9 protein-coding genes are annotated in these 15,301 nt (G+C 71.6%); 6 read left to right on the top strand and 3 right to left on the bottom strand.

Translation table 11 applies throughout. From position 1 onward, the window contains the following. Window positions 1-47 precede the first annotated feature (47 nt). Both IE206_RS01715 and IE206_RS01710 read right to left on the bottom strand, forming a co-directional pair. Window positions 48-2,129, bottom strand: a complete 2,082-nt coding sequence (locus tag IE206_RS01715; RefSeq protein WP_226598632.1) for a hypothetical protein — start codon at window positions 2,127-2,129, stop codon at window positions 48-50. Between the two features lie 194 nt (window positions 2,130-2,323). After that, complete coding sequence (locus IE206_RS01710; protein WP_189959885.1) at window positions 2,324-4,420, bottom strand: glycoside hydrolase; 2,097 nt, start codon at window positions 4,418-4,420, stop codon at window positions 2,324-2,326. Between the two features lie 135 nt (window positions 4,421-4,555). Between IE206_RS01710 and IE206_RS01705 the strand changes: the two genes are divergently transcribed. Further along, window positions 4,556-5,443, top strand: a complete 888-nt coding sequence (locus IE206_RS01705; RefSeq protein WP_189959883.1) for an ATP-grasp domain-containing protein — start codon at window positions 4,556-4,558, stop codon at window positions 5,441-5,443. Here the strand turns inward: IE206_RS01705 and IE206_RS01700 are convergent. After that, window positions 5,430-6,104 carry a PAS domain-containing protein gene (locus IE206_RS01700; RefSeq protein ID WP_308433902.1) on the bottom strand — a complete coding sequence of 225 codons (675 nt, stop codon included), beginning with the start codon at window positions 6,102-6,104 and terminating at the stop codon, window positions 5,430-5,432. The two genes, IE206_RS01705 and IE206_RS01700, sit on opposite strands and share 14 nt — an antisense overlap. Before the next feature lie 105 nt (window positions 6,105-6,209). Here IE206_RS01700 and IE206_RS01695 point away from each other — a divergent pair, with 105 nt between their 5' ends. The 5 genes from IE206_RS01695 to IE206_RS01675 all read left to right on the top strand — a co-directional run bounded on the left by IE206_RS01695 (window position 6,210) and on the right by IE206_RS01675 (window position 15,287). Further along, the gene (locus IE206_RS01695; RefSeq protein ID WP_189959881.1) at window positions 6,210-9,365 is read left to right on the top strand and encodes a cytochrome P450; all 3,156 of its coding nucleotides are present in this window, start codon (window positions 6,210-6,212) and stop codon (window positions 9,363-9,365) included. Between the two features lie 158 nt (window positions 9,366-9,523). Further along, entirely contained in the window at window positions 9,524-10,456 is a 933-nt protein-coding gene (locus tag IE206_RS01690; RefSeq protein WP_189960726.1) for an NADP-dependent oxidoreductase, read from the top strand. A gap of 240 nt (window positions 10,457-10,696) precedes the next feature. Then, a complete protein-coding gene (locus IE206_RS01685; protein WP_189959873.1) occupies window positions 10,697-11,974 on the top strand; it encodes an EfeM/EfeO family lipoprotein in 1,278 nt (425 codons plus the stop codon). Then, window positions 11,971-13,203 carry an iron uptake transporter deferrochelatase/peroxidase subunit gene (gene efeB / locus IE206_RS01680; RefSeq protein WP_189959870.1) on the top strand — a complete coding sequence of 411 codons (1,233 nt, stop codon included), beginning with the start codon at window positions 11,971-11,973 and terminating at the stop codon, window positions 13,201-13,203. The genes IE206_RS01685 and efeB overlap by 4 nt, the downstream gene beginning before the upstream one ends. A 185-nt stretch (window positions 13,204-13,388) precedes the next feature. Then, complete coding sequence (locus IE206_RS01675; RefSeq protein ID WP_189959861.1) at window positions 13,389-15,287, top strand: phospholipase C; 1,899 nt, start codon at window positions 13,389-13,391, stop codon at window positions 15,285-15,287. The last annotated feature ends 14 nt before the right edge of the window (window positions 15,288-15,301 follow it).

Genomic DNA, 15,301 nt, shown 5'->3' with positions numbered 1-15,301 from the left:
CAGGCCGTGCGGTCACACGGACGGCCGCGATTGCCCCTGACGAACCCTCAGGTCATGGTGACGGTGAGCAGCGAGTACTGAATCACCGTCAGATCCACTACCGCCGTGGTGCCGCCGACCTTCCACGGGACCGGCACCGGCGCGGGCGAGGAACCGTCCGGCGAGCTGACCGCGGCGGCCGTCACCTGCCGGCCCGCCGGGACCGTCAGCGAGACGGTGCAGGCGGCCGGGGTGGTCTTGAACGCGGCCGGGCTCTCGCCGAAGGCGGTGAAGTTGACCAGCTGGACGATGGTGTCGTCGCCGAGGTGGCTCAGCTCCAGGTGGATCCGGGGGTCACCGGTGAGCGAGACGGCGGGCGGCGCGGCCGTACGGACGGGTTCGAGCAGCCGGTCGGCGCTCGGCCCGTCCGTGCGCGACAGATAGGTGAGGCCGAGCAGGTCCTTGAAGTACCAGCACGTGCCCGCCCCGAACGCATGGCGGCTGGTGGCCGGCTGCGGGTCGGACCTGCGGAAGCCCAGCACGTCGGCGAGCGCGTACTCGGTCCTGGCGGCGCCGAACGCGTCGAGGCCGGTGGGCGCGGGGCCGGTGACCACGACCGTGCCGCCGTCGACCACGAACGACCGAAGGACATCGGCCTCGGCGTCCGAGACCGCCTGCAGATGGGGGAGATACAGGACGCGGTATCCGGCAAGGTCGGCGCTGTCGAGGTCCGGGCTCGGCACGGTGTTGAACGGAATGTGCGCGTACACCAGCGCCTTGACCGTGCCCCGGAATTCCCCCAGCCACTTCTGCTGGGTGCAGCTCTCCTCGGAGCTCTCGAAGCTCCACCAGTCCGTGACCCCGGCGGGCGGCTTGGTGTTGACGTACATGCCGCTGCCTTGCACGGGACTCACGAAGTCGCGGCTCGCGGAGGAGTGGTACACACCGACCGTCGCCCCGGAGACCGCGTCGAACAGCCGCTCCTGATGCGCCGCGACGAACCCGAACATCCGCTTGCGCATCGCGGTGTCGGTACTCCGGTCCTTGAACGGGCTCTTCACCTCGTACGGGTTGCAGCCCGCCGCGAGCAGCTCGGCCATCACCAGCGAGGCGTCGTCCGCCTTCCAGCCGTACGAGAACGCCCAGGCGGGCTTGGTGCCGCTGGCGGCCCGCGCGTACTTGTACATCGAGACGAGGCAGGTCCAGTCGCTCGCTGTGGCATGGCGCATCCCGTCGTAGTTGCCGAGGACGTCCACCTCCCACACCTGGCTGACGCCCTCCGCCCGGCGCAGCTGCGCGCCGTCCAGGCCGATGAGGGACGCGTACTGGTAGTCCATCGTCACCGTCTCGACGAAGGTGACCAGGTCGGGATTGACGGAGCGGCCCGCCGCGGCGATGTCCAGCTGGAACTGGGACAGGTTGCGGTGGCGCCACTCGACGTAGCGGCGAAAACCCGGATTGCCGAAGTCGGCCGTGCGGGGCAGTTCGAGGCCGGTGTCCGCCTTGAAGGCGGCAGCCGCCCAGGAGGACGCGTCGCACCAGCTCATCGCGCCGTCGAAGTAGATGGGAACGTCCGGCCAGATGGCGTCGACGCCCGTCGCCGCGAGGCCCCGGATCCGCGTCAAGTAGTAGTCGCGCCAAGGAGAGTTGGGGCTCAGCCAGCAGCTCTCGTCACCCGGGTCCACCCAGACGACCAGACCGCCGTAGAACACGTTGGGCCGGCCGTCGAGCCCCCGCTGCACCCAGTCCTTGCCGTTGCCGTTCTTGTAGAAGGAGGGCCCCTTCTCGCCGCCCGGGCTGATGAGTTCGAGTGAGGGGTAGTACATGACCACGCGCATCCCGGCTTTGTGAGCGAGGTCCGCGAAGCTCTTCACCTTCGCCATGTGCTCGGTGAACTGCTGGTCGGTCAGCCAGTTCGACAGGACCGTGTCGAGCTCGATCACGCTCACGTTCTGCGCCTTGAGCGCGCTGATGACGGGCAGCATGTCGCGCTGGGGATCGGCGTCGTCGTCGAAGGTGCCGTCCGCGAGCCGGGCGTATCTGGCCCAGTCGGGGAAGGCGGCCCCGGCCACTCTCCCGGCTTCCGCTTCCCCGGCCCAGGCCGGGCGGGGGCCGCCGCCGGGAAGGAAGGGCAGCAGCTGTGACGCCACTGCCAGTCCTCCGGCGCCGAGCCCCGTCCGTAACACGCTGCGCCGGCTCAGTCTTCGTCTCGATTCCATGCCCGTCCTCTCCCATCGGCCACACCGGTACGGTTTCCGGCTCGGGCGAGGCATCCTGTCGCCGCGTGGCGGGATCGGCCAGAGCGCCCTTTCGGCCAGGGCGGCGAGGGAGTACGCGCAGAGTGCTACGACACCACCTTCGCCGGGCACAGCCGCTGCGGCTCGCCGCCCTTGAGGGTCGCGTCCACGCAGCCGCCCGGGAGCCCTTCGTGGGCGGTGGTGCCGAAGTTGGCCGTGACGGTGAGCGTGCCGTCGCCGAACACGGTCCGCTGCACGGTGTGGTCCGCGGTCAGCCGGTCGAAGGACGTCAACTCCTGTGTCCCCGCCGCCTGGTGGAGCGGTGCGAAGTACTTCTGGAGCGCGGCCAGTTCGCGCAGGTTCTGGTCATGGTGCTTGTCCTTGTCGCCGAGTACGAAGTTCAGCGGGGTGTTGTAGAGCATCGCGAGCAGCGCCCGCGTCGTCTTCTGGTCGGGAAGCTTGCCGAAGGGCAGTTCCCAGCGCTCCACGTTGACCAGCGAGCCGTGCAGCGCGGTCTCGTACAACGGCACGCGGTAGGCCGGGTCGTACATCGCCTTGAGGGCGTCGGCCACCGCGGCCCGGTGCTCGGGCTTGAAGTCGGCCACCCGGACCGGCTTGAAGAACGTGTCGGGGGCCGGCGCGGGCGTGTAGCCGCCCCACGCCGTGTCGTCCTTGGGCTGGTCCGGCGTGCTGTCGAAGTGGCCCGTCTCCATCGGCCACAGGCGGCCGTCGACCGGGGTGCCCGAACCGTGGTCGAAGGCGAGGACCTGGTTGGCCCAGGACCCGGCGGACTCGGAGCCGAGCACGAGCGGGTTCTGCCGCGCACTGCCGTCGGTCAGACGACGCATCCGGGCGAGGCGGTTGGCCCGGTCCTGGGCCATGGTCATCGGGTGCGCGGCGTCGTGGTCGCGGAAGAGCTCGCCCGCCGCGTCCACGTCCAGGAAGTAGCTGGCCGCGCCGTTCGCCACCAGCGAGCGCGTGCGGTCCGTCAGGTAGTGCCGCAGCGGCTCGGCCTGCTCGAAGGCCTGAGAGCTGAGGTAGCAGCCCTGCTTGTGGAAGCCGGGCTGGGGCGTGCCGTCGGCCCGCCGCACGCAGAAGGACGGGTAGACGTTGTCGGGCCACACCGAGTTCGGGGGAGTGTCGGGGCCCTTGTCGCGCCCGTTGGCGAACGAGTCGTACGGCCCGACCAGATAGCCGGCCTTCTGTGCCGCGGTGACGTCCGCCGCCGTCATGGGCGAGTCGTCGGCGTCGTATCCGAGCCAAAGACGGCTGATGCCGAGGGAGTTGAGCTTGTCGATGCCCGCCGCCTTGCGGCTGCCGCCCCAGGCATAGGCGTGGAACGCGCCGAGGAGCTTGCCCGTCTCCGGGTTCTCGCGGATCTTCTCGCCGAGGCTGCCGAGCTCGCCGTGTTCGGCGAGCCAGTGCCGGTAGTCGACCGCGGGCGCGACCGGGGAGCCGTCGGTGAGGCTGAAGGCGACGGTGTACTCGCGGGTCGAGTTGCCGCCGGAGAAGTCGTGCTTGGCCGTGGTGCGCAGCCGCCCGCCCTGCGAGGTGTACGCGAGTGACGTGCCGATGTCGGTGGGGGCGAGGTAGCTGACGCCCCGCCCGGCGCCGAGGGTGTACCCCCAGACGGGCAGGGTCAGCTGCGAGGCCATGTCCTCCTCGGAGCCCACGAGTTGGGCACGCGGCGAATTCCAGAACGCGTCGGCGACCGGCAGCGACAGGCCCTCGCCGCGCGGGAGCTGAAGGGCGGAGGCGGCCTGGTCGGTGCCCGTGACCGGCCAGGACAGAGTGCCGTCGCGGTCGGCGCTGATCGTGACCAGGAGCCTGCCGCGCTCGACGTGCGCCTCGGCGCTCAGGCCCCGGCCGGGATACGACCAGCGGGCGCCCTTGCCGGACGAGGTCACATGAGTGGGCCTTCCCGGCGCGTCGGCGGCCGGGTCCGACACCCGCAGGGTGCGCCCGTCGTAGGTACGGGCGTCGATCGCCAGGGTCGCGGGGTCGATGGTGGCCGTGCCTGCGGCCATGGGCAGGTCCACCCGGCCGTCGTGGACGCGTACCCCCGCCAAGTGGATGGGCCCGGCGGTCGCTGCCGGGGTCGGGCCGGCCGCCAGAGCGGTGGCGACGGCGAGAACGAGAAGGGTGCGCCGGCCGCTTCGGCGGGCCGGGCGCGTGATGGATGACGTCCCCGTGCTGATGTCCATGGCGCATGGATAACGAAGAGTTGTAAGAGGGTTTTAAGAGGCGGTGGCCGGCCCGCTCGATAAATGAGGGGCGGTGCGGAGCCATCGTGTGCGAGGGTGCCCGGGCACATCGGACATGAGACATCGGAGGGGCGCATGAGTGCTGCCAGGATCGCGGTTGTGACGAGTGGGCCCGGCTTCGAGTACGACGTCGACCTGCCGCTCATCGTGGCCGCGCTGCGCGCCGAAGGCCTGGCGGCGGAAGCGGTCGCCTGGGACGCCGACTCCGTGGCGTGGGACGGGTTCGACCTCGTGGTGATCCGCTCGACCTGGGACTATGTGACACGGCTCGATGAGTTCCTCACCTGGGCCGACACCACGTCCGCGCACACCCGGCTGCTCAATCCCGCCCCGATGGTGCGCTGGAGCAGCGACAAGCGCTACCTCCTGGAACTCGCCGGGCACGGTGTTCCCGTCGTGCCGACGCGGATCCTCGAACCCGGCGACCAGTGCGCGGAGGCCGACTTCGCGCAGTCGGCGGACGTCGTCGTCAAGCCCACCGTCTCCGCGGGCGCCCGCGACACCGCACGCTACGAGCCCGGGCAGGCCGCGGCTGCCGTACGCCATGCGCGGATGCTGCTCGACCAGGGCCGTGCGGTGCTGATCCAGCCGTACCTGTCTCTGGTGGAGGAAGGGGAACGCGCACTGGTCTTCGTGCGCGGCGTGTTCAGCCACGCCCTGCGCAAGGGGCCGCTGCTGACCGAGCCCGGGGTGATGGACAACTTCAGGGTGCCGCACCCCGATCTCACCCCGTACCGTCCCACCGAGGCCGAACTGCGCACCGCCTCCGCCGCGTTGGCGGCCATACCGTCATCGCAGACCCCGCTGTTCGCCCGGGTCGATCTGGCTCTGGACGAGAACCGGGAGCCGGTGGTCATGGAGCTGGAGCTCATCGAGCCCAATCTGTTCCTCGACACCAACCCGCGCGGGCTGGGGCTCCTGGTGGATGCGGTCGCGGCGGAGGCCGGGCTCAGGGCCGCGTGATCAGGCCCTCGGCCGGCACCGGCGGCCAGTGGCCGGGAGCCAGGACGCCCAGCGCGTACGCCTTCGCCACCAGGGCCGTACGCCCCTGGACGCGCCAGCGCTGGGAGAGCCGGGTCAGGTGGTAGTTGACGCCGTCCACGGTCAGGCCAAGGGCCTTGCCGATGGAGGCCGTGGTCGCGCCCGACGCGGCCAGCGCCAGAATGCGGGCCTGCGCCTCGGTCACCGAACCGCCCGGGGAGGACGGCGGTGCGGGGCGCTCGTCCCATACGTACAGCATCGCGAGCAGCACGGGGGCCGGGTTGGGCATGGCCATGATGGGGTCGATGGTGAACTCGCCCTCGCGCTCGGCCCCGTCCTTGCCCGCCCGCCAGGTCACCTCGATGGGATAGCGCGACGTACGGCCCGCGCGCAGGGCTCTGACAAGCCGGTCGATCTGCTCCTCGGAGCGCGGGGTGAACAACTCGCGCAGCGAGCGCCCGCGCAGCCTTCCCGGGGTGGTGCCCCACTCGGTGGCCATCGCGGGGTTGGCGACATGCACCTCGCCGTCGATCGAGCAGACGGCGATCGGCATGGGGATGCGGTCGAGCAGGGTCAGGAAGTGGTTGCGCCACGCCCCCAAGTCCTCCACCGGTGTCTGCTCGTCGGCCATACCGCGTGCCACCGCCCCCTCTTCGGTCCGTCCGCAAGTGCCGGACGCGAGAAACCACTGCACAATCATGCAGTCGCGCGCCCGGGAGCGGCACACCGGGCGGGTGAGGCTGGATGCATGACGGACATGATCCTGATCCCCGCAGACGCACGCCCCGCCGACGACGCCGTACCCCTGGTGGATATTTCGGGCGGCGGTCTCGCCGAGACGCCCGTGCAGCAGGCCATGGAGCTGGCGCGCGTGCACGGGCCGGTGTTCCGGCGTCGCCTCAACGAGCACGAGCACCTCTTCGTCAGCTCGCTCGACCTGGTCACCGAGCTCGCCGACGAGACCCGCTTCTCCAAGGGCATCTCGAAGACCCTTGACTATGTCCGCGAGTTCGCCGGTGACGGTCTGTTCACCGCTTACAACGACGAGCCGAACTGGGCCAAGGCGCACGACATCCTCATGCCGGCCTTCGCGCTCGGCTCGATGCGGACCTACCATCCGGCGATGCTGCGCGTCGCGCGCCGCGTGATGGACAGCTGGGACCGCCGGGCGGCGCGGGGTGAGGCGGTGGACGTCGCCGACGACATGACGCGGATGACCCTGGACACCATCGGACTCGCCGGATTCGGCTTCGACTTCGACTCGTTCGGGCGGGCCACCCCGCACCCCTTCGTCGAGGCGATGGTGCGCTGCCTGGAGTGGAGCATGAAGCGGCTCGGCCGCACCCCGGGCGCCGACCACAGCGAGCAGGACCAGGAGTTCGAGCGGGACTCGGCCTACCTCGCCTCCGTGGTCGACGAGGTCATCGCCGCCCGCACGAAGAGCGGGGACACCTCCGTCGACGACCTGCTCGGCCTGATGCTGGGCGCAGCCCACCCCGAGGACGGCACCACCCTGGACGCGGCCAACATCCGCAACCAGGTCATCACCTTCCTCATCGCCGGGCACGAGACCACCTCGGGCACCCTGTCCTTCGCCCTCTACCACCTGCTCAAGGACCCGACCGCGCTGCGTCTGGCCCAGCGCGAGGCCGACGAACTGTGGGGCGACAACCCCGATCCCGACCCCACCTTCGAGGACATCGGCAAGCTGCGCTTCACCCGTCAGGTGCTCAGCGAGGCGCTGCGGCTCTGGCCGACGGCGGCCGCCTTCACCCGGCAGGCCCGCGAGGACACGCTGCTCGGCGGGCGCGTCCCGCTGCGCGCCGGGGAGCTGGTCACGGTGCTCACACCGATGCTGCACCGCGACCCCGCGTGGGGCGACAACCCCGAGCTGTTCGACCCGGCGCGGTTCACGCCCGAGGCCGAGGCGGCCCGCTCGCCGCACGCGTACAAGCCGTTCGGAACCGGTGAACGGGCCTGCATCGGGCGGCAGTTCGCGCTCCACGAGGCGACGATGCTGCTCGCGCTGCTCGTGCACCGCTACCGCTTCGTGGACTCCGCGCACTACCAGCTGCGGATCAAGGAGTCGCTCACCCTGAAGCCCCACGGCTTCGCCCTCTCCCTGATCCCGCGCACCCCCGCCGACCGGGCCCTGAACCGGGCCGCACTCCCCGCCGCGTCCTCGGCCGCGACGTTTGAGGCCGCCGGGTCCGAGCCCGAACTGCCCGCCCGGGTCCGCCAGGGCACCGGCCTGCTGCTCCTGCACGGCACGAACTACGGCACCTGTCGCGAGTTCGCCGAGCGCCTGGCCGCCGAAGCCACCACGCTCGGCCTCGCCACCGAGATCGCCCCGCTGGACGCCCACGCCGGCGCGCTGCCGAAGGACCGTCCCGTCGTCATCGTCGCCGCCTCCTACAACGGACAGCCGACCGACGACGCGGCCCGCTTCGTGCGCTGGATCGAGGACGCCGGGCCGGGAGCCGTCGACGGCGTGCCGTACGCGGTGCTCGGCGTCGGCGACCGCAACTGGGCCGCGACCTACCAGCGCATCCCCACCCTCATCGACGACCGCCTCGCAGCCCTCGGCGGTGAGCAGCTGCTGCCCCGCGCCGAAGCTGACGCGTCCGGTGAACTCATGGGCACGGTGAGGGAGTTCGCTGAGTCCTTGCGCGTGGCGCTCCTCGAACGGTACGGGGACCCGGAGACCACCGGCGCCACCACGCCGCCCGCCGAGGCCGCGTACACCGTCACCGAGATCACCGGTGGGCCGCGCGAGGCGCTCGCCGCGCGCCATGGCTTGACGGAGATGACCGTCACCGAGGCCCGCGACCTGACGGTGCCCGGTCACCCCCGGCCCAAGCGTTTCGTCCGCCTGGCCCTGCCCGACGGTGTCACCTACCGCACCGCCGACCACCTCACCGTCCTGCCCGCCAATGACCCGGCCGTCGTCCAACGGGCCGCCGAGGCCCTCGGCATCGACCTCGACACGGTCCTCGGCATCCACGCGCCGGGCGCCGCGCCCGCCGCGCTGCCGGTCGACCGCCCGGTGTCCGTACGCGAACTCCTCACCCATTACGTCGAGTTGGGAGGACGGCCCACCCGCGACCAGATCGCGCTGCTCGCCGCGCACAACCCCTGCCCGCCCGAGCGCGCCGCCCTCGAACACCTGGCGGCGGACGACCCGCGCCCCCTGCTCGGCCTCATCGAGGACCACCCGGCGCTGAAGGGCGCACTCGACTGGCCCACGCTCCTGGAGCTGCTGCCGCCGCTGCGCCCCCGCCAGTACTCGGTGTCCTCCTCGCCCGCCCGCGACCCCCGCCACGCCGACCTGATGGTCGCGCTCAACCCCGGCGGCACCGGCTCCGGGTATCTGCACGCGCTGCGGCCCGGTGACACCGTGCTCGCTCGGGTCCAGCCCTGCCGCGAGGCCTTCCGTATCGCGCCCGAGGCGGCGGAACCGGTCATCATGATCGCCGCGGGAACGGGCCTCGCCCCCTTCCGCGGTGCCGTCGCCGACCGCCTGTCGCACCATCAACTCGCCCCCGCGGTCCTCTACTTCGGCTGCGACGCACCGGACGCGGACTTCCTCCACGCCGACGAACTGCGCGTCGCCGAACGGGCCGGAGCCCTCTCGCTGCGACCCGCCTTCAGCACCCCCGCCGAGGGCCGCGGCCGCTTCGTGCAGCACCGCATCGCCGCCGAGGCCGACGAACTCTGGCCGCTCCTGGAGGCCGGCGCGCGGGTGTACGTGTGCGGCGACGGCAACCGCATGGCACCGGGGGTACGCGGCGCCTTCCGCGACCTGTACACCCAGCGCACGGGCGCCTCGGCCGAGGACGCCGAGGCCTGGCTGAACCGGCTCACCGCCGAGGGCCGGTACGTGGAGGACGTCTACGCGGGCTGAGCCGTCCCGGCGGTTCCGGGGAGCGGGCCCGCGCGGCGCGCACCAGAATCGTAGGAACCGGGGAGGCCGGTCACCGTAGGACGGGCCTCCCCGCCCACCTCGACATCGGGAGAGAGCACGCGATGCCCACCAGCCCCGCAAGCACCGAGAAGAGCACCATGAAGGCCATGACGTACACCTCGTACGGGGACAACTCGGTCCTGAGCCTGACCGAGCAGCCACTGCCCAAGGTGGGCCCGGGCGAGGTGGTCGTGCGGGTGCGCTGCGCGGCCGTCAACCCGGTCGACTGGAAGATCATGTCCGGCGGTCTGGACGGCATGATGGACACGGTCTTCCCGGTGGTCCCGGGCTGGGACGTCGCCGGTGTCGTGGAGCGCACGGGCATCGACACCCCCGAGTGGAAGGCGGGCGACGAGGTCTTCGCGTACGCCCGCAAGGACTATGTGCACGGCGGCACCTTCGCCGAGTTCGTGACCGTCCCCGTACGGGCGCTCGCCCGCCGGCCCAAGTCCCTGAGCTGGGAGGAGACCGCGGGCGTCCCCCTGGCGGGGCTCACCGCCCGGCAGACCCTGACCCGGCTCGGCACGGGCAGGGGCGACACGGTGCTCGTGCACGGCGCCGCGGGCGGCGTGGGCACGTTCGGCGTACAGATCGCGAAGGCCATGGGTGCCCGGGTCATCGGCACGGCCTCCGAGCGCAACCACGACCGGCTGCGCGAGCTGGGGGCCGAGCCGGTGACGTACGGCGACGGCGTCGCCGAGCGCGTCCGGGCGCTGGCCCCCGAGGGCGTGGACGTCGTCGTCGACTACGTCGGCGGGGTGCTCGACGTCACCTTGGCGGTGCTGCGCGAAGGGGGCCGGCACGCCTCGATCGCCGACCCGTCCGTCATGGAGGCGGGCGGCCAGTGGATGTGGGTGCGCCCCGACGGGCCCGGCCTCGAAGCCCTCGCCACGCTCGCGGACGCGGGGCAGCTCAAGGTCCCGGTCGCCGAGTCGTTCCCGCTGGAGCGGCTCGCGGACGCGTTCGAGCTCAGCCGGACGGGCCACGCCCACGGCAAGATCGTGATCCGGGTCGGCGGGGACGCGGCGTAGTCCGGATCCGTTCGGTGAGGACGCGGCGCCGTCCGAACCGGCCGGCGAGGACGTGACGTAGTCGAGATCCGGTCGGCGACGAGCGGCGCAATCCGCCGTTCGTGGCCCGACCCGGTGTCGTGTCGGTGAACTCAGGGGTAAATCTGGACACCCGGCCACCCGGATGAGCGTTCGGGCCCGGCCGGGTGCCTAGCATGAGCGGCGTCGCCCCCTCGCAGCTGACACGAACGGAGTGCCGTGATGCACGACCCCGATCCGGGTTCTGGTCAGGAACCGGCCGAACCCGACGAGGGGTCCGCCGCAGCGGCCCGCAAGGCCTGGCCGCCCGGCGGCCGGCCCACCACTGCGGCCCTGGCCCTGGCTGTGGCCTTCGTGGCGGCGGGCGCGGGCGTCTACGCCCTCGCCTCGTCCGGCGGCGGCTCCTCGGACGCGAAGCCTTTGGCGGCGAAGGGCCCGACCACCGTCGAGGTGTCGCCCGGCGCCTGCGGCAAGGGCTGGAGCAGTGCGGCGCCGGGCCCGCAGGTGTTCGCGCTGAGCAACACGTCCTCCTCGGCGGCCGAAGTCGATCTCACCGACCCCGCGACCGGCGCCGTCTACGGGGAGGTCGAGGGCCTCGCCCCCGGCACGACCCGCGAGATGCGCGTGGTCCTCGGCGGCGGCTCGTACGCCTTCAAGTGCCTGCCGGACGACGCCGACGCGGTCACCGGACCCACCGTGAAGATCGCGGGCGCGAGCACGGGCAGCGGCCCGGCAGCGGTCCCCGTGACCCAGCACGACCTCATCCCGGTGGCCATTTCCTATCAGCAGTGGATCGCGGCCAAAACCGTTGAACTCACCGACCGCACCGACGAGCTGAAGCGTGCCATCGACGACGGCGACCTTGCCTCGGCACGGGACGCCTGGCTGCCCGCGCACCTGGTGTACGAGCGGATGGGCGCCGCGTACGACGCGTTCGGCGATGCGGACGCAGCCATCAACGGCGCGGGCCCCGCCCCCTCCGAAGCCGCGTCGGCCAAGGACTTCGAGGGCTTCCACCGCGTCGAATACGGGCTGTGGCACGGCGAGTCCGCCGCCTCCCTGCGCGGTCCTGCCGACCGGTTGTCCCAGGCCGTGCACGCCCTGCGGGACAGCTGGCCGCAGGAACGCCTCGACCCGGCCCAGCTGGGGCTGCGCGCCCACGAGATCCTGGAGGCCACGGCCCAGTCGGAGCTCACCGGCCGCACCGACTACGGCAGCGGCACCAACCTCGCCACCGCCCGCGCCAACCTCGACGGCACCCGCGAACTCCTCACCCTGCTGCGCCCGTTGCTCACCAGCCGCTACCCGGACCTGCCGCGCCTCGACGCGTGGCTGGACCGCACCCAGCACACCCTGGACGGCTTCGGCGCGGGCGGCCACTGGACGCCGCTCGACCGGCTCGGCCGACAGGACCGGCAACGGGTCAACAGTGACGTCGGCCAGGCGGTGGAACTCCTCGCCCCGGTGGCGACGATCTGTGATGCGCGGAGGACAGCATGAGCGAGGTACGACGGCGCGGCTTCCTGCGGGGCGCGGCAGTAGGGGTCGGCACCGCGGTCACCGGGGCCGCCCTGAGCGGCGCGATCCCCCGCCCGGCCCTGGCGGACGACGCGGGCAAGGCATCCGCGCCCGTGGACTTCCACGGCGTGCACCAGGCCGGAATCCTCCAGCCTCCCCAGCGGGCAACGGCGTTGGTGTCCTTCGACGTGACCGCCGCGGACCGCAGGGAGCTCACCGAGCTGCTGCGTACGCTCACGGAGCGGGCCCGCTTCCTGGCCACCGGCGGCACACCGGCACCGGTGGGGATCACCGCGCCGCCGAGCGACTCCGGGGTGCTCGGCCCGCAGGGGCCCACCGGCGGGGTGACGGTGACGACGGGCGTCGGTGCCTCGCTCTTCGACGACCGGTTCGGCCTGAAGAGCCGCAAGCCGGCCCGGCTCACCGCGATGCCGGCCTTCCCCGACGACGACCTCGACGCCGCCTGGTGTCACGGCGACCTGAGCGTGCAGCTGTGCGCGGACAGCCCGGACGTCGTTCTGCACGCCCTGCGCGACATAGCCCGGCACACCCGCGGCGGGATGCAGGTGCGCTGGCGCATGGACGGCTACACCAGCCCGCCCAGGCCCAGCGGAACCCCCCGTAACCACATGGGTTTCAAGGACGGCACCGCCAACCCCGACACCTCCGACGCGGCCGCGATGGACCGGCTGGTGTGGGTGGGCGCCGGGGGCGGCGAGCCCGCGTGGACGGCGGGTGGCAGCTACCAGGTCGTGCGGCTGATCCGGATGCTGGTGGAGTTCTGGGACCGGGTCTCGATCAGTGAGCAGGAGCGGATGTTCGGCCGCAGCCGCGACACCGGCGCCCCGCTCGACGGCTCCGCCGAATTCGACACCCCGAAGTTCGCGGAGGACCCCAAGGGCGATGTGATCCCCCTCGACAGCCACATCCGGCTCGCCAACCCGCGCTCCGGACAGCCCAGTGAGAACCAGCGGATCCTGCGCCGCGGCTACAACTACGACCGCGGCATGGACGCCAACGGCGACCTGGACATGGGGCTCGTCTTCTGCTGCTACCAGCAGGACCTGGCCCGGCAGTTCGAGACCGTCCAGAAACGGCTGAAAGGCGAGCCTCTGGTGGACTACATCAAGCCATTCGGCGGCGGCTACTTCTTCGCTCTGCCGGGGGTGCGGGACCGGACAGACTGGTTCGGGCGGGCCCTGCTTGCTTGACGGTCGCCCGACCGGCCGCATTGCACCAACAGAGAGTCAAGTTTTGGCCTGGTATTCCTGACTGGGTGTTCACCAGGAGGACACGGTGTCGCTGTCGCGGTGTAGTGGTCCGCGCGAAACATCGCGTCTCGTCAACGACATCACGACGGCGGCCGAAAGCGGACGCCAGTGGAGGCACGCGGAGCATGGGCAGCAAAGGTAGCGCGGCGGGTCCGGGGCGCTGGGCCAGACGGTGGGGAGCGTTCGCCGGAGCGGCAGCACTCGGCCTCCTGAGCGGTACGGTCCCGGCCGCGGCGGACTCGGCGGACCACCACGGCGGCCAGACCGCCACCCCGGTCAAGCACCTGGTGGTGCTCTTCCAGGAGAACGTGTCCTTCGACCACTACTTCGGCGCGTACCCGGTGGCGGCGAACACCGACGGCACGAAGTTCACCGCCGACAAGCACACCCCGAAGGACATCGACACCCTGCGCAACGCCGGGCTCCTCACGAAGAACCCGAACCAGTACCTGCCCAAGCGGCTCACCCCCCAGCAGGCCATGACCTGCGACCAGAACCACGGCTACGGGCCCGAGCAGTACGCCGCCAACGGCGGCAAGGCCGACCTTTACGTCCAGAACACGGACTCCGGCAAGTGCTCCGGCAACCTGTTCGGCGAGCCCGGCCTGGTCATGGACTACTACGACGGCAACACCGTCACCGCGATGTGGAACTACGCCCAGCACTACTCGCTCGGCGACAACTCGTTCAGCACCACCTACGGGCCCTCCACACCCGGCGCGCTCAACCTCATCTCCGCGCAGACCCACGGCGTGATCTCCACCGACCCCGCCTCGGGCACCGAGCACCCCAAGCAGACCGCGAAGCCCGACCCGTACACGGTCATCTCTCCGGACGCCAAGGGTGTCGGCACGCTCGTCAACGACCCGGACCCGGCGTACGACGACTGCTCGGGCAAGGACCACACGAGCAAGAACGCGCTCGCCGCGATGCAGGGCCGCAACATCGGTGACCTGCTCAACGAGCAGAAGGTGACCTGGGGCTGGTTCCAGGGCGGCTTCCGGCCCAGCACCGCGTGGGACGGCAAGCAGGGCGACTACGCGAAGTGCTCGGGCAGCACGCACACCAACGTGGGCGGCGCCGCGGCCGTCGACTACAGCCCGCACCACTCGCCGTTCCAGTACTACAAGTCCACGGCCAACCCGCACCACCTGCCGCCGAAGAACACCGCCGAGATCGGCCACGGCGGACAGGCCAACCACAACTACGACCTCAGCGACTTCGACGCGGCGCTCAAGGCCGGCAACCTGCCGGCGGTGAGCTTCCTGAAGGCCGCGGAGTTCCAGGACGGCCACGCCGCCTACTCCGACCCGATCGACGAGCAGCACTTCCTCGTCGAGCAGATCAACAAGCTCCAGCAGTCGCCGGAGTGGAAGGACACCGCCGTCGTCATCGCCTACGACGACTCGGACGGCTGGTACGACCACGCGTACGCCAAGCCGCAGAACGGCTCGAAGGACACCAAGCCCGGCTCCGACGGCAAGGCTCCCGACAGCCCGGCCTGCCAGGCCGGACCGGCCGCGGCCGGCGGCTACTCCGACCGCTGCGGCCCCGGCACCCGCCAGCCGCTGCTCGTCATCTCGCCCTACAGCAAGGTCAACTCGGTCGACCACACCCGCACCGAGCAGGCGTCGATCACCCGCTTCATCGAGGACAACTGGCACACCGGACGGATCGGCGACGCCTCCTTCGACGCCCGCGCGAACGCGCTGACCTCTGCGTTCGACTTCAAGCACCCCAATAACAAGCAGGTCCTGCTCAACGCCGACGGGTCGGTCAAGTCCGTCACGGACATTCCCGAGCACGCGACCCCGCCCGCCTCCTCGACCGGGGGCAGCACGTCCGGCACGGGCGGCTCGGGCAACAACCCGACGACCCAGACGGCCGGCGAGACCCTCGCCGAGACCGGCTCCTCCTCGGCGCTCGTCCCGGCCGGGATCACAGCGGGCGCGCTCGCGGTGGGCGGCGCGGGCATCGCCTTCGCCCTGCACCGCCGCAGGAACCGCACCAGCGCAGCCCAGTAACTCCCGCTGCGGGC

This window comes from Streptomyces violascens (assembly GCF_014649955.1).
Taxonomy (GTDB): Bacteria; Actinomycetota; Actinomycetes; order Streptomycetales; family Streptomycetaceae; genus Streptomyces; species Streptomyces violascens.
The sequence above is the reverse complement of the archived record's forward strand: the minus strand, read 5'-3'. Positions and strand labels throughout refer to the sequence as shown.

Coding starts and splice junctions, on each gene's coding strand:
- IE206_RS01710 (WP_189959885.1), bottom strand. CDS start 4,420: ATGGACATCAGCACGGGGACGTCATCCATCACGCGCCCGGCCCGCCGA.
- IE206_RS01705 (WP_189959883.1), top strand. CDS start 4,556: ATGAGTGCTGCCAGGATCGCGGTTGTGACGAGTGGGCCCGGCTTCGAG.
- IE206_RS01690 (WP_189960726.1), top strand. CDS start 9,524: ATGAAGGCCATGACGTACACCTCGTACGGGGACAACTCGGTCCTGAGC.
- IE206_RS01695 (WP_189959881.1), top strand. CDS start 6,210: ATGACGGACATGATCCTGATCCCCGCAGACGCACGCCCCGCCGACGAC.
- IE206_RS01675 (WP_189959861.1), top strand. CDS start 13,389: ATGGGCAGCAAAGGTAGCGCGGCGGGTCCGGGGCGCTGGGCCAGACGG.
- IE206_RS01685 (WP_189959873.1), top strand. CDS start 10,697: ATGCACGACCCCGATCCGGGTTCTGGTCAGGAACCGGCCGAACCCGAC.
- efeB (WP_189959870.1), top strand. CDS start 11,971: ATGAGCGAGGTACGACGGCGCGGCTTCCTGCGGGGCGCGGCAGTAGGG.